This is a genomic window from Streptomyces sp. NPDC050704, from assembly GCF_040654355.1.
GTDB lineage: Bacteria > Actinomycetota > Actinomycetes > Streptomycetales > Streptomycetaceae > Streptomyces.
This window is the reverse complement of record NZ_JBFAHW010000014.1, coordinates 1-19623: the sequence shown is the minus strand read 5'-3', so window position 1 is coordinate 19623 and position 19623 is coordinate 1. Positions and strand designations below refer to the sequence as shown.

The window sequence follows — 19623 nt, the reverse complement described above, 5'->3', positions numbered from 1 at the left end:
AGGATGACGATATATCTAGAAGTTCTATAGAGCAACCGCTGTTCTCGCGGCTCGGTCACGCGATCGCCGGCTCAGGTCGGTGTCAGCGCCGGCTCAGGTCGTCGTCGCACCGTGGTTCCGGACGAGCGGCGCCCCACCGGGCCGCGCCACCACCGATGAGCGAGGAGCGTCCACAGAGATGAGCGGTCCGACCACCACGACGGCGAAGCAGACGCCCGACGGGCCGAGGGCGATGTCGCCGAACATGATCAAATGGGTTTCGGCCAGCGCGCTCGGCACCCTGCTGCTTGCCAGCCTCGACCAGACCATCGTCGGCAGTGCGGCATGGACGATCGCCCGGGACCTGGATCCTCAGCAGGGGCTGCGGATGCTGCCCTGGCTGTTCACGGTCTATCTCCTGGCCTCCACGGCCACCCAGCCGCTGTACGGCAAGCTGAGCGACGTCTTCGGCCCCAAACGCGTCTTCGTCTTCGCCACCAGCCTGTTCCTGGCCGGCTCCATGCTCTGCGGAACCGCCCAGGACATGACCCAGCTGATCGTCTTCCGGGGCATCCAGGGACTGGGCGCGGGAGGCCTCGTCGGCGTGACACTGGTCATCGTCGCGATGATCTCCCCGCCCAAGGACCGCGCGCGCAGGTCCGGCCTGGGCGGCGCGATCATCGGTGGCGGCAGCGTCGCGGGCCCGCTGCTCGGCGGCGTGGTCAGCGAACACCTCTCCTGGCGCGGGCTGTTCTACATCAACCTGCCGCTCGGCATCGCGGCACTGGCGATCATGCTGTACGCGCTGCACCTGCCCGCCGGCGGGCGGCGCCGGGAGCCGGTCGACATCCTCGGCGCGGTCCTGATCGCCGCGGCCGCGAGCGTCATCCTGCTCGTCACGGACTGGGGCGGCACGAAGTACTCCTGGACCTCGCCGCTGATCCTGGCCATGGGGGTCGGAGGCATCCTGCTCAGCGCCCTGTTCATCTGGTGGGAACGGCGCGCCACCGCACCGATCCTGCCGCTGTCACTGTTCCGCAACCCGGTCTACCGCACGGTCACCCCGCTGCAGATCGTCACGGGACTCGCGGTCATGTCCGCGCCCGTGTACCTGGCCACGTACATGCAGATCGCGCGGGCGCAGACGCCGACCAGCTCGGCCCTGTTCACCGTGCCGCTGGCGGTCGGCCTGGTCCTCTTCTCGACCTCCGGCGGCATGTGGATCTCCCGGTTCGGCCGCTACCGCATGGTCCTGGTGATCGGGAACCTGCTGTGCACCGCCGCCCTGGCACTGCTGGGCACGCTGGGTACGCACACCTCGTCGTGGGTGATCGCGGTCGACCTGTTCCTGCTCGGCGCGGGGCTCGGCGGCCTCATGCAGGTGTCGATCCTCGCCGTGCAGAACGCCGTCGAGGCACACCAGCTGGGTGTGGCCACCACCTCGGTGCGGTTCCTGGGCCGGATGGGACAGGCGTTGGGCACCGCCCTGCTCGGCGTCCTGCTCAACTCGGCCTTCAACGACCGACTGCCGCAGGACGTGCGGGACCAGCTCGGCGGGAACGTCTCGAACCTCGGCTCGGTCCAGCAACTGCCCGATTCGGTGCGGGAGACGGTCGTCGACGCGTTCGTCTCGGCCAACCACGTCATGTACCTCACGGCGGCCGCCGTGTCGGTGATCGCCGTCGCGCTCTCCTTCTTCGTGAAGGAGACGATGCACGACGCGCAGCCGAACTGGGCCCGGGCGAAGCCGGAACCCGCCGGGAACAAGGCGGGGAAGGCCGGTTCCGAAGGGACCTGAGCCCCGGCAGGGAGACCCACGGGACGGCGACGGTTTCCCCCGGCCGCGGCCGCCCGTGTGAAGAGGCCGAGCGGAGAGAAAGCCTGCGGAACCAGGCGCTTCTCTCCGCTCGGCCGTCTGTCCGTGTCAGCCGGCGCGTCCACCGCGTCCACCGCGTCCACCGCGCCCCACGAGCTCCTTCAGCGGAGTCACCCAGCTGCCGGGCGACGGCATGGCGGCCATCTCCTCGGCCAGCTCACGTGCGGCCAGGCCCGGGCCGGGGTGGGACAGCAGATCCGCGACGGCCCCGCGGATCTCCTCCGTACCCTGCTCTCCGGCGCCCAGCAGGACGCCCGCGCCGCGGTCGGACAGCCGCTGCCCGTGCTCGACGAGATAGGGGGCCTGTGGCAGCACCAGCTGCGGCAGGCCGAACGCCGTGGAGGTGAGGGTGGTCCCCGCGCCACCGTGATGCACCACCAGCGAGCACTCCGAGAGGAACAGGTGCAGCGGTACGGACCCCAGGAGCCGTACCCCGTCCGGAAGTTCACCCAGCTCGGCTCCGGCGCCCGCGACCACCACCTCTTCGGGTGCTCCCGGCCCGGCCAGCGCACGAAGCGTCCGCCGCACGACGTCCGCACCGCCCAGCGCGACCGTTCTGGTCCCGAAGCACACGCAGACCCGGGTGCCGCGGCGCGGGGCGGGAGCGGGCCGGCTCCCGCTGCCGTTGAACGGTACGAACCGGATCCCCGCGCCCCGGCTCAGGTCCGGCGCCTGCAGACCGGGCGGACAAGGATCGAGCACCAGCGAGGGCTGGGGCAGACCGCCCGACAGCCGGGCACCGGAAACATCGGACAGCGCGCGTTCCGCGTACTGCCACCGCTCGTCGCCGAGCGCGTCCACCCCCCAACGGTGGTGGACGTAGTCGATCCCCAGCTCACCGGCTACCAGGGGCGCCGCGAACTCCAGCGGATCGGCGACGATCAGGTCGGGCCGCCACCGCCGCGCCACGTCCGTGCAGGGGTCCAGCACCTGGTCGATCCGCTCGCGCCACTTCCGCGCGAGCTTCGGCCACGGCGGGCTCCCCGCGGCCTTCGAGGGGCCGGGAGCGGCATCAGGAACGGCATCGGGACCGGCACCGACGGGCTGGCCTTCGCGTCGGCGCCTGCCGACATCGTCGTAGGCGTCACCGACGACCGCGACACAGAGACCGGCCCGCCGTGCCGTCGCCACGACGTCCGGCTGGCAGGCCACGAGCACCTCGTGGCCCGCGGCACGCAGGGCCCAGGTGAGCGGAACGAGCGGCGCCAGATGGGTGGGCACCGGACTGACCATGACGAGTACACGCAACGCAACTCCGCATGTCATGAGGGGACTTCGGCCCGGCACACTCTCGCAACGGCCCTTCGACGTCCGGTCGAGTCCGTCGCCCGGCCGGCGGAACCGCGCTCCGCGCCGACGCTGGATCGGCGCACGAGAGCCCCGCGAGGGCAGGGTGATGGGCTTCAGTCCGGTCCTCACTCCAGCGGAACGGACGGAGAACATGAAAGGGATCATCCTCGCGGGAGGCAGTGGCACGCGGTTGTACCCGACGACGCTCGCGGTGTCCAAGCAGCTGATGCCGGTCTACGACAAACCCACCGTCTACTACCCGCTCTCGGTGCTCATGCTGTCCGGCATCACCGACATCCTGATCATCTCCACCCCCGCAGACCTCCCGCAGTTCCGCCGACTGCTCGGCGACGGCGCGGAGTTGGGCCTCACGTTCAGCTATGCGGGGCAGGAGCATCCCAACGGTCTCGCGGAGGCATTCCTCATCGGCGCGGATCACATCGGCGGCGACTCCGTGGCCCTGGTGCTGGGCGACAACCTCTTCCACGGCCCCGGACTGTCGCCGCTGCTGCAGGAGAACGCGCGCGACGTGGACGGCTGCGTCCTGTTCGGCTACCAGGTCAGCGATCCCGAGCGCTACGGCGTCGGAGAGGTCGACGCCCACGGACGCCTCGTCTCGATCGAGGAGAAGCCGGCTGCTCCACGCTCCGACCGTGCCATCACCGGCCTCTACTTCTACAGCAACGACGTGGTGGACATCGCCAAGAACATCAAGCCCTCGGAGCGGGGAGAACTGGAGATCACCGATGTGAATCTCACCTATCTCGCCGAGGGCCGGGCCCGGCTCGTGGAACTGCGCCGGGGCTACACCTGGCTGGACACCGGCACCCCCGAGGCGCTGCTCGCGGCGAGTCAGTTCGTGGGCATTCTGGAGAGCCGGCAGCGGGTCCGGATCGCCTGTCTCGAAGAAATCGCCCTGCGTATGGGCTACATCGACGCGGAGACATGCCACCGGCTCGGCGAGCGCCTGGGCAAGTCGGACTACGGGCGCTACGTGATGGATGTCGCCCGGACGTGGCGGCCCCCGTCCGCGGTGACGGACGCGATGGCGGACGAGGGCCGGTGAACGGGACGGCTCATTCGAGCACGATCATTGCCAGGTCAACGGCCTTGTTGACGGCGTCCAGCCGGGACACGGCCTGCAGCTTCACGAAGATGTTGTGCAGGTGCCGCTTGACCGTGCCTTCCGAAATGCCCAGCTGACGTCCTATCTGGGCGTTGGTCAGGGCCTTTCCGGCGAGCTCGATCACTTCACGTTCCCGGGAGGACAGGGCACCCGGCGGGCTGTGTCTGTCCGCGGACGGCCGGGGCCACGTGAAGACCATCCGGCTGTCCTCGAACGTGCTCATGTAGACGGTCGAGACCAGAAAGCGGTGCGGAACGTCCTTGGGCAGATAGGCGCGCACACCCTGAGCCATCAACTGCCGCAGTGCGTCCGCCTCGACGTCCCACCCCAGCACGATGACCTCCGTGAGCGGCACCGCACGGAGGATGTCCGCCACGACGGACTCCGTGTCGCCGGTGATGCGTTCCAGTCCCAGCAGGACGACGTCGGGCCGCGTGTCGGCGATGCTCTTCAGCGTCGCCGACACGCTGGCCGAGTCGTGGCCGACCACGCTCAGGCCCTCGTCCCGCGCTATGACGGTCCGCAGACCCTCTCTGAATATGGTGTTCGCGTCGGTGACGAACACACTGATGGTCTGTGTCGCCGCCAGATGTCCATGAGTGGCCCCCCGAGCCATTCTTTCGCCCTCCATGAATCCGTATGACGAGACAGGAGAGAGCGCGTGCAGGGTCCGGAGCGCCACATGCGGGGAGCGGACGAATACGACCGATTTCCTCCCGTTGGTCTCATGCGTGTGACGTGCGGACGTGGTCGGCATTCTCCTGGCTTTTGCATGGCCGCACTCCCCCGAGCATGAAGTAGTGGCCTCTGGAACATAACAGGCAGGTCGCTTCGGAACAAGCGTCGACTGCTACGCGCATATGCGGGGAACGCACTATGCAAAAGAAACGAAAAGGAATGTTCAAGAAGTCGGGAGGTGGGGGTCGGGCGTCGGCGCCCGGGGTAAAGTCGAACGGCCCCGTTCTACGCCGGAATTCGCATCTCGGCGAGTGATACGTCGTCGTCCGCCGTATCGCTGAGCAGATGCTGCTGAAGGCGCTGGAGAGGCAGCGAAGGCCGCAGTCCCAACTCCTCGTCCAGGAGTCGCCTCAGGGACTGGTACGCGTGGAGCCCCTCGCCTCTGCGTCCGGAGCGGTGCAGGCACGTGATCAGCTGGGCATGGAACCATTCGTTGAGCGGATGGGCCGCCACCAGCGACCGCAGTTCGGGTACGAGTTCGGAGTGCCGGCCGAGCCGCATGTCGGCCTGTACGCGCAACTGCACCGCGGTCAACCGGATTTCCTCCAGCTGCACCATGTGCGCTTCGAGCCTGCGGCCGGTGGTGACGCCGGCCAGCGCGGGGCCGCGCCACAGGGCCAGGGCCTCCCGCAGGCGGAGTACCGCCTCTTCCGGACGGTTCATGGTCAGCAGCCGCTTGCCCTGCTCGGTGAGCCGCTCGAAGGCGCGCGCGTCGATCCGGTCCTCGTCGCCCCGCAGTCCGTACCCGGGGGCCTGAGTGACGAGGAAGCGGGCGGCCGCCTCCTCGCCGACCGCCCGGCACAGCATCTTCCTCAGCTGATAGATGTACGTCTGCGTGGTGGTGACGGCGCTGCGCGGAGGATTGTCGCCCCACAGTTCGTCGATGAGTGCGGGTATCTCGACGATCTGGTTGGCGCGGGACAGCAGGAGCGCCAGGGTGTTCCGCGCTTTTGGGGCGGTCGGTGTGTGGGTTCTGCCTTCGTGGAGCACTTCCATCGGACCGAGAATATTGAACTGCATTTTACTTACCGTTCCTTCCAGGTGGCTGGGAATTGGATCGGATCGCACCCTATTCGGGTTCCCCTGTGCGGCAGTTCGGTTGGCTTTCTTCTGTGTAACTCGAAACTATTATCCGTGATTCTCGGTCCTTCTCAAGGGTGTACGTCTCAAGTGACACCCGAATTGCCTCTACCGGCTCGGCGTATGTATCGCACCGGATATCGGAGTGGCATCGAATCCGCGTATCCGGTCCACCAGTGCCGCCTGCCGGAGGATGTCGTCGGCGTGCCGGTCGAAGCCCGTTCCGCTCAGTACCGTGCGGGCGAAGGCTCCGGCGATGTTCACGAACGGCCGGTCCGGGGCCAGCGTGAACTCCCGCACGCCGTCCTGCCCTTCGAGGCGCAGCACGGGTGCGTGGGTGTCCGGGGTGGTGAACGCCCTGTCGAGGGTCAGCCGGCCCGCACTGCCCCACAGCTCGTACGCACTGCGATAGAAGCGGTCCCAGCCGAAGCCCAGTCGCGCGCAGACGCCGGACGGGGCACGGAGCAGCGCACTGCCCCCGAGGTCCTGTCCCGTCGCCGGGTCGAAGGTCGACGTGGCGCCGACGACCTCCAGATCGTCGCCGGCGAACAGGCGGGCCGCCCGGACCGGATACCCGCCCGTCTCCAGAAGGCTGCTGAGTACGTACCCGTCCTCTGGCGTCTGCCGTGGCGGCGCCGGGATCCCGAACACCGCGGTGACCTCGCGCAGTTGACCGATGGCCCCGTCGCGGACGAGCTCCCGCACGCGCTCGTGCTGCGCGTGATGCAGGAACATGTAGCTCTCCATCACGAGCCGCCCGTGATCACGGGCGGCCGCCACCACGTCCGTGGCCTCACGGAGGCCGGTGGTGCACGGCTTCTCGCACAGGACGTGCTTGCCCGCTGCCAGGGCCCGTGTCGCCCACTCGGCGTGCAGCGCTGTCGGCAGCGGAACGTACACGGCGTCGATGTCGGGCCGGGCCAGCAGCCGCTCGTATCCCTCGACGGCCTCGCAGCCGAAGCGGCCGGCGAACTCCCCGGCTCTGGCGAGGCTGCGGCTGGCGATCGCGACGAGGTCCACGAGCGGCTGACCTGTCAGGGCCGGCAGCATCCGGCGTACGGCGATGTCGGCGCAGCCCAGCACGCCCACCCGCACGGCCCGCGGCCGGGCTGTCGTGCTCACCATGTGGTGTGCAGGCTCGCCAGCAGGCTCCTCGCCTGTACGTTCAGGTAGCGGCTGTGCTGTACCAGCGTCATCAGCTGATGGACCGTCATCCAGTGGTGGTCCTGGTCGTCCCGTGATGGGACGTCCTCTCCCACGTCGATGATCAGGTAGCGGTTGTCCGCGTGGTGGAACCGCCCGCCCTCCTCCGACAGGACCGCGTCGAAGCGCAGGGTGTCCGGGGCGGCGTTGAGTACCAGGTCCAGGTACCGGGGCCGCCGGTGGACCGGGAGGTCCCGGAAGTTGACCGGCAGGCACTGCACCGTGGGCGCCAGCTCGCAGACGTCGAAGGTCCCGGCCTCGACCTTCGCGTGCACCAGCAGATGCAGCACACCGTTGACGGACCGGGCCAGGAAGGCCGCGACTCCCCGCTCTACGGGAGCGATCAGGGGTTGGGTCCACCGGGTGACCTCGCGGGTGCCGGCCCGGACGTCCGCGGCGATCACCTTGAAGTGCTTGCCCTCGTCGTGCGCGATCTCGTCGTCCGAGCGGGACCAGCCGCCGACCGCCGACAGCGGGAGGGTACGGCGGACGAACGAGTGCCGTGCCTTGGCGTCGGTCAACCAGGCCATGAGGTGGCCGGTGGTGTGCAGGGAGCCGTGCCGTCCCGACAGCGAACGCACCAGAGCCTCACGGTATTCGGGGTTCCCCGTGTTCCGGACCGGTCCGTCGGGTACCTCGAAAGGTACACAGGACAGGATGGTGCGTGTATCCATGTTGACTACGTTGTCCTGTGCGAGAACACGGTGGATCTGCCCGATCGTGAGCCAGCGGAAGTTGTCGTGCGGCGGAATGTCGTCGGTGACTTCGACGATCATGTTCCGGTTCCGTTTCCCCAGGAACCAGGCCCCTTGCTCGGACTGGAGGGAATCGACCAGCAAAGTCCGTTCCGGGCTGGTGAAGTACTCGACGTAGGTGGTGCGGCGCCCGCCGTGTACACCGGTGTAGTTGCTCCGGGTGGCCTGCACGGTGGGCGAGAGCTGGACGGTTTCGGGGTTGCCCGGCTCCATCTTCGCCTGCATCAGACAGTGCAGTACGCCGTCGAACTCCTTGACAACGATGCCGAGTATGCCGATCTCGGGCTGGTCGAGGATCGGCTGAGACCACGAACCGCGGTCCTGCCAGTCGGTGTTCACCTCCAGCCCGGTGACGGAGAAGAACTTCCCGCTGTCGTGGACCAGGTTTCCGTCGTCCTCCCGGAACCGCCAGCCGACGAGATCGCCGAAAGGAATCCGGGTGACGTGGAACCGGTTCGCGCTTCGCTGCCGCGCGAACCAGGCGTCGAACTCCGCGTTCGGAGTGATGGGGCTGTCGGTCACGGAAGCCGAGACGGTGAACCGCCGGCCGAGGTCGGGCGAGCCGGCGGCCGCGGGCACTCCGGGCGGGGCCATGGACAGGGTCATGGCAGCACTCCTTGTCGGATGGGTGAGGTCACCGGGACGCACACAGGGGCTTCCACCAGCCCGGGTTCTCCCGGTACCACCGGACCACCCCGGCCAGACCTTCGGCGAAGGGAACCCGCGGACGATGCCCCAGCTCCGTACGGATCTTGGTGTCGTCCACGGCGTACCGGAAGTCATGCCCCTTGCGGTCCTCGACGGGCCGGACCCGGCTCCAGTCGGCTCCGCACAGCTCCAGCAGCTGCCCGGTGATCTCCCGGTTCGACAGCGCGGTGCCGCCGATGTTGTAGATCTCGCCCGCCCTGCCTTCGGTGAGGACCAGATGCACGGCGCGACAGTGGTCCTCGACGTGCACCCACTCCCGTACGTTCCCGCCGTCCCCGTACAGCGGCACGGGCTGCCCGCTGAGCAGGTTGGTGACGAACAGCGGAATCAGCTTCTCGACATGCTGGTACGGACCGTAGTTGTTGCTGCACCGCGTGAGGCGGACGTCCAGACCGTAGCTGCGCCAGTACGAGCGGGCGATCAGATCGCCGCCCCCCTTCGAGGCGGCGTAGGGGGAGTTGGGCAGCAACGGGCGGGACTCCGTCCACGAGCCGGTGGCGATCGAGCCGTACACCTCGTCGGTCGAGACATGCACGACCCGCCGCACCTCTGCCCGCACGCAGGCGTCCAGGAGGCTCTGGGTGCCCTCGACATTGGTCCGCACGAACGCGGACGCGTCGTGCAGTGACCGGTCCACGTGGGACTCCGCGGCGAAGTGCACCACTTCGTCGTGCCCCTTGACCACGGCTCGGACGGCCTCCGGGTCGGCGATGTCGCCGACCACGAAGCGCAGCCGCTCGTGCCGCTCCGGGAGATTGGCCCGATTGCCCGCGTAGGTCAACTTGTCCACGACGGTGACCAGGGCGTCCTCGTAGCCCGGATACTCCCCGTCCAGCAGCGCACGGACATAACTCGAGCCGATGAACCCGGCGCCGCCCGTGACCAGAATCCGCACCGCACGTACCTCCGACATCGTTGGAAACCAGTGAACGGCCGCGATGAACAGCCGCTAGGAAGCAACAGCCTTCGGGAAGCCCTCGACGCGCAACGCCTCGGCCGCCGCCCGCAGCGCGAGGCGGTCCTGCTCGTCGTCCCCGGGACGGGCGGGCAGGAGAGTGACGACGCTGCTCGCGCCCCGCCGGACCGCGGGATGCCGGCGCGCGATGCCGCCCAGGCCGCGCCCCGGGCCCGCCTCCACCAGGAGGTGTTCGCCCGAGGACAGCAGGGCGTCGAGCGCGGGCCAGAACAGCACGGGAGCCATCGGCTGACGGGCCCAGAAATCCGGGTCGAGCGCCTCCACCGACCGCAGCGGGGCCGCGGTGTACCCGGAGTACACCGTGATCAGCGGCGGCCTGCGGGCCGTCGCGGCGACGCGTTCGCCGGCGCCCGCCAGACACGGGGCGAGCACCGGGCTGTGGAAGGCGGTGTGCGAGGGCACGGGACGGCTGGTGAGGCCCTGCGCGTCGAGCTTGCGCGCCGTCTCGGCCAAGAGCCCGCCCGGCCCGGCGAGAACCGTGTGCCGAGGCGCGTTGACCGCGCCGATCACCACGTCACCGGTCAGGAACGGCTCGACCTCCGCCGGGGCCGCCGCCACCGCGATCATCCCGCCCGGCGGCGCGGTGGCGACCCTGGACACCCGGTCGAGCACCAGCCCGGTGGCGTCCCGGAGCCGGAAGACCCCGGCCAGCACCGCCGCCGCCATCTCGCCGACGCTGTGGCCCAGGAGCGCGGCCGGCCGCACGCCCCAGCTCATGACCAGTCTGCCGAGGGCGTAGTCGACCGCGAAGAGCAGCGGTTGGGCCCAGGCCGCGGAGTCGACCGGAACGGACGGCCGTTCGGCGAGCCAGTCCGCGCGCAGCGCCGGACCCGCCCGCCCCATGGCCGAGAAGACCTCGTCCATCGCGCCGGTGAAGACCGGCTCGGACGCGTACAGTCCGGCGCCCATGCGCCGGTACTGGGCGCCCTGGCCGGGCAGCAGCAGTGCCACCCGGCGCGGACGGTCGCCCGCTGACTCACTCATCGGGCGCACCCTGATCCCGGCCGGGCGGTCAGTGCCCGGCCAACTGCTCGGCGTACTCCTTGGACAGTCGCAGGTTGCCCATGCTGTTGGCGCTCAGGACGCGGCGCAGGTACCTGCGGGCGCCCTCGACGGTCATGCCCTCGCCGAGGAGGTGCAGACCCTCCGGCCTGATCGTCGCCGTGTGCCGGGCGCTGACGACGACACCCTCCGGGGTCTGCGTGAACAGCCAGTGGCCGGTGTGCGCGTCCAGGGTCTTGGGCGGCTGGGTCTGCTTGTAGACGATCCGGTGGTTCGGCAGGCAGATCCGGACGGAGCGCGTGGTGTGCTCGGAGCCGTCCGAGGAGCGGGTGTCCATGTCGAAGAACTGGATGTTCGGTGTGCTCTCCTCCAGCTCCAGCCGGATCACGTGCGGGATCCGCTCGGGCCACTTGTCCGCCTCGTAGAGGTACCGGTAGGCGTCCTCGACGGATCCCGCCACGAACAGCGGGTCCTCGAAGGAGATGATCAGGCTCTTCAGCTCGTCGGCGTTCTCCGCCGCGTACTTCAGGGTTTTCAGGTGCCCCTGGCTGCCGCGCTGCATGGACTCCGCGCGTTCCGCCGCCACCCGCTCGTCCTCGTCGAGGAGGGTGAACTCATGGTGCATGCGGACGAGCGTGGTGCCGTCCGGCTGCTCCTCGAACTGGAAGCCGCCGCTCACCGCCGCGAAGGGGGCGTTCGCGGGCTCATGAGTGAACAGCACCTCGCCCGAGCCGACGACCCTGCGCCGGGACACCCACGTCCGCACGGTGTGGTCGTCCACGACCGACCAGTGCCGGATCAACTCGCCGTCGGCACCGCTGTCCAGGATCTCCGCGTGCACCGCCGGCCCGTGCAGCTGGGGCCACGCCTCGACATCGACCACGATCTGGCGCACGACGTCCAGGGGCGCGGCTATCAGCGCCTTTTCTTCCACTCGGTGCGTCTTCACTGCCGACACAGGTCCTCCGGTCCGCTTGCTGGGTCATTCGGTGGTTTCGCGCTTGACCATGCCCGCCGGAAATGGAGGTGTGTTGGAGTCCGCTTCGATCCCTCCGGCCTCCAACGGGGTTCGAGGCCCGTCGTGGACGGTGCCTTCCACGCCCCGGCACACACCGCCGGCGGCGCTCCGGGAACCCCGAGAGCAGGGAGACACTCGTGATCACACAGCAGGTGGCCGGACACGTGACCGCCGAGGTCTACGCGGAGGTGCAGCAGTTCTACGCCGAGCACATGCAACTGCTGGACGGCGGGGTCGTCGATGCCTGGGCGGAGACGTTCACCGAGGACGCGACCTTCGCCGTACCGACCCTGCCGGAGCCGACGCGCGGCCGGGAACAGCTCAGGGAGACGCTGCGGCGCACCACGCAGGAGCTGGCAGCCGCGCAGGAACAGCGCCGCCACTGGCACGGGATGGTCGCGGTGTTCCCGAACGACGACGGCTCACTCCGCGTGCGGTGCTACGCCCTCGTGTTCGCGACCCGGCGCGAGCAGCAGCCGGTCCTGCACCGCGTCTGCGTCTGCGAGGACGTACTGGTCCGGGAGGGCGGCCGGCTCCTGGTGAAGACCCGCAAGGTCACCCGGGACGACCTGCCGTAGCGCGGAAAGAGGCACGGACCGGTCCGCACCGGTCCGTGCCTCTTCTCGTGTCACCCTCCCGGGTCACCCCTCCATGTCACTCCTCCAGGAATGCGACGGCCCGCGCCCAGCCCGCGCCGGCGTTCACCAGTTTCACCGGCAGGCAGGAGACCGTGAACCCGGTGCTGCCCGGCAGCGCGTCCAGGTTGGCGAGCCGCTCGATCTGGCAGTACTCGCGCTCACGTCCCACGAAGTGCGCGGGCCAGAGCACGCCGCGGTCACCGGTGCGGTGAAACTCCTCGATCATGTGCGTGAAGGGCGCGTCCAGGCTGAAGGCGTCGGTGCCGATCACCTTCACCCCGAGGTCGAGCAGGAGATGCGTCGCCGAGGCGTCGAGCCCCACGAAGTCCGTGAAGTACCTGGGGGTGCCCGCGATCCGGTCCGCGCCGGTGTTCAGCATGACGATGTCCATGGGCCGCGGTTCCCGGCCGATCCGCTTGAACTCGCGGCGCAGCACGTCGGCGCCCACGACGCCGACCGGCTCACTCGTCAGGTCGAGGACCATGCCCGGGCGCACGAACCAGTCGAGCGGCATACGGTCGATGTGGCGCGGTTCGCCGTACGCCGCCGTCGAGCCGTAGTGCGACGGGGCGTCGACGTGGGTACCGGTGTGCGTGGTCAGCTTGACCGTGTCGAGTGAGAGCAGCTCGCCGCCCGGCAGGTCGGCCGGGTCGAACTCCAGGCCGAACCGCTCCCGCATGCCCTCGGCCATGTGCCGGCCGCCCTCGGCCGGCGACATGATCTCGTGCTCGACCGGATTCGGCTCCCACACACCGGCGTCGATCGGCGTGGACAGGTCGATGATCCGCATGCGTCTCCTTCACTTGGCCGCGCCGCGGCGGGTGGGTACCAGATGGACACGCCGGAACAGGTTCTCCAGGCCGGCGCCGTCCCCGAGCGGCCCCCTGGCCGCCAGATGTCCGTCGGGTCGTACGAGGGCGTACGAGGATCCCGTCGCGGGAGCGGCGAACGCGGACCGCACCAGGCCGCCCGGGTCGTGCAGGGGCTCGGGCCCGCAGTCCCGCCCGGTCGCCTCCGTCTCACGTACGACGCGTACGCGCAGTGCGTGCCCGTACGCCTCCTGCGCTCGGCTCACCGCTTCCGGAGGCGCGCCGGGACCGGTGAAGACGAGCAGCTTCCAGCGCGGATCGACCAGGTCCTCGCAGACCGCCTGCCAGCCGGGGCCGGCGTGCAGCACCTCCAGGGAGCAGGAGACCCGGTCGCCCGGCTCGACCACGGCACCCTTGCCGCGTTCCGCGCTCGGCTCCGCGGGGACGGTCAGCGGACTGGAACGGTAGTGCAGTGCGAGTCCGGACATACCGCGGAGGATCTTGCGTTCCACCCCGCGCTTGACCGGTGTCAGAAGATTGAGCAGGCTCATGCCCACCGGCAGTAGGACAGGAGCGGCCGCGTTGCGCAGGGCGATCAGTTTCGTCGCGGTCTTGGTGGAGCCCAGCAGGATCTCGCCGACGGGCACCCGCTCGGCGCTGTACGTGTCCAACAGGGCCTCCGCCGCCTGCCCGTTGACCACGGAGGCCAGCTTCCAGGCGAGGTTGTAGGCGTCCTGGATACCGGTGTTCATGCCCTGCCCGGAGGCCGGACTGTGCACGTGCGCCGCATCACCGGCCAGGAAGCAGCGGCCTGAGCGCATGTGCTCCACCATCCGCTGCCGGATGGTGAACACCGACATCCAGGTCAGCTTTCTGACTGCGACCGGCCTGCCGAGCCCCTCGGACATCTTCGCCTCGAACCGGGCCCGCACCACGTCCGGCCGGTCCTCGTCGCCGACGTCGTCGGTGTCCAGGAGCCGCCACTTGCCCTGGTCGGGGAACGGCACCATGAGGATGGTCCCGCGCGACAGATGCATCCAGTGGAGGCTGTCCCTGGGCAACTCGGTGTCGATGAAGGCGTCGGCCACCATCCACTTCTCCGAGGACTCGCCGAGCAGCTCGATGCCGAGCTGTCTGCGCACCGTGCTGTGCGCCCCGTCGGCGCCTATCAGCCATGCGACCGCTGTCTCCTCGGGGTGGCCGTGGCCGTGGCCGTGCCGCAGCCGGGCGACGACACCGTCCGGACCGTTGTCGAGGCTCTCCAGCGCGACACCCCACTCCACGGCGACACCGGCCGCGCTCAGGCGCTCCCGCAGCACCTCCTCGGTGATGACCTGGTCGACCTGCAGCGTGAACGGGAAGCGGGTCGGGATCTCCGAGTAGTCCGTGCCGAGGCTCGTCAGCACCCGGCCCTTTCGGTGCATGGTGAAGTTCTCCACCCGCTGCCCACGGGCCAGCAGGTCCGGCAGGATGCCCATCTGGTGGTACACCTCAAGTGTGCGGGCGTGCGTCGCCGTCGCACGGCTCGTTCTCGCCGGCCCGTCGGCCCGGTCCACGACCCGCACCCGTACACCACGCCGTACGAGCTCGTACGCGGCCGTCAGCCCGACCGGCCCGGCCCCGGCGACCAGCACTTCGGCGTCACTGGATATCGCGCTCATCAACCCTCCATTCGAACTGCATCCGGGCCACCCTGTCCGGTCCGCCTCGACGCCGGTCCGAAACTCGCTGGAGGGGCCGCCGGCCTAGGGGCTTCTGATGGACCTCCGCGGCGTCGCGACGCCCGGCACGCCGAGAGCACGCACCGAACGCCGCTCCTTCTTCCACGGAGATCCATCAGAAGCCCCCTAGCTCCGTCCCGGTTCGAAGCGGCTTCGAAGGGCCGCGGCCACAGTGCCGCCATGGCAACCACCGATTCCGTGAGCACCGCGAGCTCGGCCATGGCGGGACCGCCGCTCGACACCATCGCCCACCTGATCGCCGGCCATCGGGTCGACCACATCCTGCGCAGGGCCGCGGAGCGCGGGCCCACGCGCATCGCGTTGAGTTCCCCGGCCGGCCGGACCAGCTACGCGGAACTGGACGCCGCGGCGGACGCGTTCGCCTCCGGCCTGCGCGGTCTGACCGGCGGCGCCGACGAGGTCGTCGCCCTGGCGATGGTGCTGGATCCCGTGTTCCCGCAGGTCTTCTTCGGCATCGCACGGTCCGGCAACGTCAGCGCCCTGGTCAACCCCCTGCTCCCACCGGAACGCCTCGCCCACGTCCTGCGTGTCTCGGGGGCCCGGGTGGCGGTCGTCAGCCCCGCGATGCTGCCGGCGCTCGCCGCGGTGCGGGAACGGCTCAGCGACCTCGAACACATCGTGCTGACCCATCGCGAGCCGGACATGACAGCCGAGGCCGCCGAACTGCCCACGGTCGCCGAGTTGTCGGAGGGCGCCCCCGCGTTCACGTGGCCCTCCGGGACGGACGGCGACGCGGTGGCGTGTCTGCAGTTCACCAGCGGCACCACGGGAGCGGCCAAGGCCGTCCGGCTCACCCACCGCAATCTCACGGTCAATGCCGCCCAGACCGCACACATGCACCAGGTCGACGAGAACTCGGTGCTCTTCAACCATCTGCCGACGCTGCACCTGATGCATGTCACGGTGGCCGCCACCGCCGGCGCCACCCATGTGCTGTGGCCCGGCGCCGACGTGGCCGAGGCCGTCACCGCCGCGGACATCGCCCGGGCCACCCACTACTACAGCCTTCCGATGCGGCTGGCCAAGCTCGCGGCCGACCCCCGGCTCGGTGAGCTGGAGGCACCCGCCCTGCGCGCGATCCTCTCGGGCGGCTCCGCCCTGGCGCCCGGTGCGGCCGGTGTGCTCAGCCAGCACTTCGGTATCCCCGTCGTCCAGGGCTACGGGCTCGCGGAGACCTCTCCGGCCACCCACCTCTCCGATCTCGACCGTCCCAGGCCGGGGTCCTGCGGTGTGCTCGTCCCGGGCACCGAGAGCCGGATCGTCGACGTGGGGAACCGGGCCACCCTGCCGGTCGGCGAATGGGGCGAGATCCAGGTGCGCGGCCCGCAGCTGATGCTCGGCTACCTCGGGCGCGACCTGTCCCACGACGTCGACGCGGACGGCTGGTTCTCCACGGGGGACATCGGATACACGGATCCCACCGGGCACCTGTTCGTGGTCGACCGGATCAAGGACGTCTTCAAGTGCGACAACTGGCTGGTGTCGCCGACGGAGATCGAGCGGGTCCTGCTCAAGCACCGTGCCGTCGCCGACTGTGTCGTCGTGGACGCCCCGCACGAGCTGAGCGGCGCGGTCGCGCACGCCCTGGTCGTACCGGCCGACACCTCCTGCACTCCACAGGAACTCATCGACTTCGTGAACGCCGAGGTCGCCGACTTCGAGCGGCTGCACCACGTGGCGCTGGTCGAGAGCATCCCGCGGTCCGCCACCGGCAAGGTGCAGCGCCGTGAGCTGCGCGACCGGCACCTGCGCGACCTTCAGCCGAATGACCTTCAGCCGAGTGACCAGAACGTCTGACCCGGCCTCATCACCGCCGCGCCCCCACCACGATCCTCAGGAGCCCGTCACCATGCACCACTTCATCAACCGGTACACCGTGTCCGGCGACGTCACCGAGTTCCGCAGGCTGCTCGCCGAACTGTCCGCACATATGAGGGACCAGCCCGGCTTCTCGGCCCACCGCCTGTACCGGTCCGCGAGGGACGAGCGGACCTACGTGGAGGTCGCCGAGTGGACCGACCCCGAGTCGCATCGCAAGGCACTCTCGGGTGACGGCTTCCTCGGCCCCGTGGCCGAGCTGCGCAAGCACGCGACCGCGGATCCGGCCCCGTTCGAGCTGCTCTCCGAACATGCCGTCCCCGCATCCGAGTAGGACCGTGATGCCGAGCGGACAGGCGCCGGCCGGGGCCCACGACCGGCTGAAGGAGCTGAGTGATCTCAAGGCGCTGGCCCGCCGCGGGCCCGATCCACAGGCCACCGAACGGCAGCACGCCAAAGGCAGGCTGACGGCCCACGAGCGGATCGAACTGCTGCTGGACAAGCGGAGTTTCATGGAGGTCGAGCCGCTGCGCAGGCACCGCGCGACCGGGTTCGGGCTGGCGGCGAGGCGCCCGTACACCGATGGCGTGGTCACCGGCTGGGGCACCGTGGAGGGCCGCACGGTCTTCGTCTGCGCCCATGACTTCCGGATCTTCGGCGGCACACTCGGCGAGGCGCACGCCGAGAAGATCCACAAGACCATGGACATGGCCGTGGCAGCGGGTGCCCCGCTCGTCTTCCTCAACGACGGGGCCGGCGCGCGCATCCAGGAGGGCGTCCTGGCGCAGGCCGGGTACGGCGGCATCTTCCGGCGCCACACCAGAGCGTCGGGTGTCATTCCGCAGATCAGCGCGATCCTCGGCCCGTGCGCCGGCGGAGCGGCCTACGCGCCCGCCCTGACCGACTTCGTCTTCGCCGTGCGGGACCTCTCCCAGATGTTCATCACCGGACCCGACGTGGTGAAGGCCGTGACCGGTGAGGAGGTGACCCTGAACGCACTGGGCGGCGCCGACGTCCATGCAGAGGTGTCGGGCGTGGCGCACTTCCTGTACGACGACGAGGAGACCTGCCTCGCCGAAGTGCGCTACCTGCTCTCCTTGCTGCCGTCCAACAACCGGGAGCTGCCGCCCGCCGTGCTCTGTGAGGACCCCGCCGACCGGCCCTGTGACGCCGTGCTCGACCTGGTCCCCGCCGACGGCAACCGCTCCTACGACATCCGCCGGGTGATCGAGGAACTCGTCGACGACGGCGACTTCATGGAGGTGCACGCCGGGTGGGCCCCCAACATCGTCTGCGCGCTCGCCCGCCTGGACGGACAGACCGTGGGGGTGGTCGCCAGCCAGCCCGTTGTCATGGCCGGTGTGCTGGACATCAGGGCCAGTGAGAAGGGGGCGCGGTTCGTGCAGTTCTGCGACGCCTTCAGCGTTCCGCTGCTCACCCTGGTCGACGTCCCCGGCTTTCTCCCGGGTGTCGATCAGGAACACGAGGGGATCATCCGGCGCGGGGCCAAACTCCTGTACGCGTACTGCAACGCCACCGTGCCGCGTGTCTCCGTGGTGCTGCGCAAGGCGTACGGGGGCGCGTACATCGTGATGGACTCCCGGTCCATCGGCGCGGACGTCGCTCTCGCGTGGCCGGGCAACGAGATCGCCGTCATGGGGGCGGAGGGCGCCGCCGACGTGGTGTTCCGCCGGGACATCGCACAGGCCGAGGATCCCGAGGCGATGCGCCGGGAGAAGATCGAGGAGTACGAGCGCGAGCTGGTCCATCCGTACTACGCCGCCGAGCGGGGACTCGTCGACGACGTCATCGACCCGCGCGAGACCCGGTCGGCCGTGATCCGCGCCTTCGCCATGCTGTGGGCGAAGGACGCCGATCTGCCCCGTCGCAAGCATGGAAATCCGCCGCAGTGACAGGGACAGGAACAGGGAGAGGGAGAGGGAGCCGAAAGGTGGACGCAGGGAAGGTGGAGGCCGGGAAGGTGACGTCGGTGATACGCGTGGAGAACGGGTCCGTGGGACCTGACGAACTGGCCGCCCTCACCGCGGTCCTGCTGGCCCGCGCGGCCGGTTCGGCGGCAGGTGGAAACGGTGCCGCGAGACGGGCGCGTCCGGCGGCCCGCTGGAGCCGGCCGGAGCGAGCGGTGATGTTCGTGAGCCCGCGCAGCTGGCAGAGGTGAACCCGTGTCAGGAACGGTCACGGTAGTGGGGATCGGGGGATCCACGGGGTCCGGCTCCACCACGGAGCGGGCGGTACGGATCGCCCTCGGAGCGGCGGCGGAGCGAGGCGCGCGGACACAGCTGATCGGCGGTCCGGAGCTGATGCTGCCGCTCTACGACGCCGTGGGGGCCGGGCGCTGCGCGCGTGCGCGCCGGCTCGTCGCTTCGGTGGCGGCGGCGGACGGGCTCATCATCGGCACACCGGCCTACCACGGCTCCGTCTCGGGCATGGTGAAGAACGCGCTGGACTACGTCGAGGACCTGCGCACGGACGAGCGGCCCTACTTCTCGGGCCGTGCCGTGGGGTGCGTCGTCGTCGCGAGGGGATGCCAGGGCGCCGGCTCCGCGCTCGCCGCGCTGCGGACCACCGTTCACGCACTGCGCGGCTGGCCCACGCCACTCGGCGTCACGGTGAACACGGAGCCCTCGCCGTTCGACCCCGGCGAACGGCTCGACGACCCCCGGATCCGCGAACGACTCGAACTGCTCGGGAACCAGGTGGCCGAGTTCGCCCTGATGCACCGGGTGGGAACCGGTGAGTCGCTCAGGGGTGAGGGGCCCGGGCGGATGGGGGGCCCCCACCCCCGAGGTGTGGTCTGGTGGGGAGAAGAAGGGGAGAGGGGGGGGGTGGGGAAAAAGGGGGTGA

General features: G+C 69.8%; 18 protein-coding genes. 8 read left to right on the top strand and 10 right to left on the bottom strand.

Annotated features, from left to right (window positions below; genetic code table 11):
- Positions 1-178: 178 nt before the first annotated feature.
- On the top strand, positions 179-1777 hold the full coding sequence (locus tag AB0I18_RS10435) for an MFS transporter (RefSeq protein ID WP_363105005.1): 1599 nt from the start codon (positions 179-181) through the stop codon (positions 1775-1777).
- Positions 1778-1903: 126 nt separating this feature from the next.
- Here the strand turns inward: AB0I18_RS10435 and AB0I18_RS10430 are convergent, their stop codons facing one another.
- Positions 1904-3076, bottom strand: a complete 1173-nt coding sequence (locus AB0I18_RS10430) for a nucleotide disphospho-sugar-binding domain-containing protein (protein ID WP_363105004.1) — start codon at positions 3074-3076, stop codon at positions 1904-1906.
- Positions 3077-3296: 220 nt separating this feature from the next.
- Here AB0I18_RS10430 and rfbA point away from each other — a divergent pair, with 220 nt between their 5' ends.
- Positions 3297-4211, top strand: a complete 915-nt coding sequence (gene rfbA / locus AB0I18_RS10425; RefSeq protein ID WP_363105003.1) for a glucose-1-phosphate thymidylyltransferase RfbA — start codon at positions 3297-3299, stop codon at positions 4209-4211.
- A 10-nt stretch (positions 4212-4221) separates the two neighbouring features.
- Here the strand turns inward: rfbA and AB0I18_RS10420 are convergent, their stop codons facing one another.
- From AB0I18_RS10420 to AB0I18_RS10390, 7 genes are all read right to left on the bottom strand, one after another.
- The gene (locus AB0I18_RS10420; RefSeq protein WP_363105002.1) at positions 4222-4887 is read right to left on the bottom strand and encodes a response regulator transcription factor; all 666 of its coding nucleotides are present in this window, start codon (positions 4885-4887) and stop codon (positions 4222-4224) included.
- A 347-nt stretch (positions 4888-5234) separates the two neighbouring features.
- A complete protein-coding gene (locus AB0I18_RS10415; protein ID WP_363105001.1) occupies positions 5235-6005 on the bottom strand; it encodes an AfsR/SARP family transcriptional regulator in 771 nt (256 codons plus the stop codon).
- Between the two features lie 192 nt (positions 6006-6197).
- On the bottom strand, positions 6198-7214 hold the full coding sequence (locus AB0I18_RS10410; RefSeq protein ID WP_363105000.1) for a Gfo/Idh/MocA family oxidoreductase: 1017 nt from the start codon (positions 7212-7214) through the stop codon (positions 6198-6200).
- Positions 7208-8653: an NDP-hexose 2,3-dehydratase family protein gene (locus AB0I18_RS10405; RefSeq protein WP_363104999.1), complete on the bottom strand. Its 1446-nt coding sequence runs from the start codon at positions 8651-8653 to the stop codon at positions 7208-7210. Before AB0I18_RS10405 ends, AB0I18_RS10410 begins: the two co-directional genes overlap by 7 nt.
- A 28-nt stretch (positions 8654-8681) precedes the next feature.
- Positions 8682-9650, bottom strand: coding sequence for a dTDP-glucose 4,6-dehydratase (gene rfbB / locus AB0I18_RS10400; RefSeq protein WP_363105107.1), 969 nt, complete (start codon positions 9648-9650; stop codon positions 8682-8684).
- A gap of 54 nt (positions 9651-9704) precedes the next feature.
- Complete coding sequence (locus tag AB0I18_RS10395; RefSeq protein ID WP_363104998.1) at positions 9705-10715, bottom strand: acyltransferase domain-containing protein; 1011 nt, start codon at positions 10713-10715, stop codon at positions 9705-9707.
- A gap of 28 nt (positions 10716-10743) precedes the next feature.
- On the bottom strand, positions 10744-11682 hold the full coding sequence (locus AB0I18_RS10390) for an aromatase/cyclase (protein WP_363104997.1): 939 nt from the start codon (positions 11680-11682) through the stop codon (positions 10744-10746).
- A gap of 206 nt (positions 11683-11888) precedes the next feature.
- Between AB0I18_RS10390 and AB0I18_RS10385 the strand changes: the two genes are divergently transcribed.
- Complete coding sequence (locus AB0I18_RS10385) at positions 11889-12329, top strand: nuclear transport factor 2 family protein (RefSeq protein ID WP_363104996.1); 441 nt, start codon at positions 11889-11891, stop codon at positions 12327-12329.
- Positions 12330-12405: 76 nt separating this feature from the next.
- Here AB0I18_RS10385 and AB0I18_RS10380 read toward each other — a convergent pair whose 3' ends face one another.
- Together AB0I18_RS10380 and AB0I18_RS10375 are read right to left on the bottom strand one after the other, a co-directional pair.
- The gene (locus AB0I18_RS10380) at positions 12406-13179 is read right to left on the bottom strand and encodes a cyclase family protein (protein ID WP_363104995.1); all 774 of its coding nucleotides are present in this window, start codon (positions 13177-13179) and stop codon (positions 12406-12408) included.
- 9 nt (positions 13180-13188) lie between these two features.
- Entirely contained in the window at positions 13189-14859 is a 1671-nt protein-coding gene (locus tag AB0I18_RS10375) for an FAD-dependent oxidoreductase (protein ID WP_363104994.1), read from the bottom strand.
- A 240-nt stretch (positions 14860-15099) separates the two neighbouring features.
- Here AB0I18_RS10375 and AB0I18_RS10370 point away from each other — a divergent pair, with 240 nt between their 5' ends.
- The 5 genes from AB0I18_RS10370 to AB0I18_RS10350 form a co-directional block, all read left to right on the top strand.
- Complete coding sequence (locus AB0I18_RS10370; RefSeq protein ID WP_363104993.1) at positions 15100-16737, top strand: class I adenylate-forming enzyme family protein; 1638 nt, start codon at positions 15100-15102, stop codon at positions 16735-16737.
- 52 nt (positions 16738-16789) lie between these two features.
- Positions 16790-17092 carry an antibiotic biosynthesis monooxygenase family protein gene (locus AB0I18_RS10365; RefSeq protein ID WP_363104992.1) on the top strand — a complete coding sequence of 101 codons (303 nt, stop codon included), beginning with the start codon at positions 16790-16792 and terminating at the stop codon, positions 17090-17092.
- Between the two features lie 7 nt (positions 17093-17099).
- Positions 17100-18671, top strand: coding sequence for an acyl-CoA carboxylase subunit beta (locus AB0I18_RS10360; RefSeq protein WP_363104991.1), 1572 nt, complete (start codon positions 17100-17102; stop codon positions 18669-18671).
- Positions 18672-18709: 38 nt separating this feature from the next.
- Positions 18710-18937: an acyl-CoA carboxylase epsilon subunit gene (locus AB0I18_RS10355; RefSeq protein WP_363104990.1), complete on the top strand. Its 228-nt coding sequence runs from the start codon at positions 18710-18712 to the stop codon at positions 18935-18937.
- A gap of 4 nt (positions 18938-18941) precedes the next feature.
- On the top strand, positions 18942-19623 hold a 682-nt coding region (locus tag AB0I18_RS10350), incomplete at its 3' end, for an NAD(P)H-dependent oxidoreductase (RefSeq protein ID WP_363104989.1).

What these genes read in the sequence shown, in the direction of transcription:
- AB0I18_RS10380 (WP_363104995.1), bottom strand. Translation starts at nt 13,179, where the DNA reads ATGCGGATCATCGACCTGTCCACGCCGATCGACGCCGGTGTGTGGGAG.
- AB0I18_RS10395 (WP_363104998.1), bottom strand. Translation starts at nt 10,715, where the DNA reads ATGAGTGAGTCAGCGGGCGACCGTCCGCGCCGGGTGGCACTGCTGCTG.
- rfbA (WP_363105003.1), top strand. Translation starts at nt 3,297, where the DNA reads ATGAAAGGGATCATCCTCGCGGGAGGCAGTGGCACGCGGTTGTACCCG.
- AB0I18_RS10420 (WP_363105002.1), bottom strand. Translation starts at nt 4,887, where the DNA reads ATGGCTCGGGGGGCCACTCATGGACATCTGGCGGCGACACAGACCATC.
- AB0I18_RS10415 (WP_363105001.1), bottom strand. Translation starts at nt 6,005, where the DNA reads ATGGAAGTGCTCCACGAAGGCAGAACCCACACACCGACCGCCCCAAAA.
- AB0I18_RS10365 (WP_363104992.1), top strand. Translation starts at nt 16,790, where the DNA reads ATGCACCACTTCATCAACCGGTACACCGTGTCCGGCGACGTCACCGAG.
- AB0I18_RS10410 (WP_363105000.1), bottom strand. Translation starts at nt 7,214, where the DNA reads ATGGTGAGCACGACAGCCCGGCCGCGGGCCGTGCGGGTGGGCGTGCTG.
- AB0I18_RS10370 (WP_363104993.1), top strand. Translation starts at nt 15,100, where the DNA reads ATGGCAACCACCGATTCCGTGAGCACCGCGAGCTCGGCCATGGCGGGA.
- AB0I18_RS10360 (WP_363104991.1), top strand. Translation starts at nt 17,100, where the DNA reads ATGCCGAGCGGACAGGCGCCGGCCGGGGCCCACGACCGGCTGAAGGAG.
- AB0I18_RS10405 (WP_363104999.1), bottom strand. Translation starts at nt 8,653, where the DNA reads ATGACCCTGTCCATGGCCCCGCCCGGAGTGCCCGCGGCCGCCGGCTCG.
- AB0I18_RS10375 (WP_363104994.1), bottom strand. Translation starts at nt 14,859, where the DNA reads ATGAGCGCGATATCCAGTGACGCCGAAGTGCTGGTCGCCGGGGCCGGG.
- AB0I18_RS10435 (WP_363105005.1), top strand. Translation starts at nt 179, where the DNA reads ATGAGCGGTCCGACCACCACGACGGCGAAGCAGACGCCCGACGGGCCG.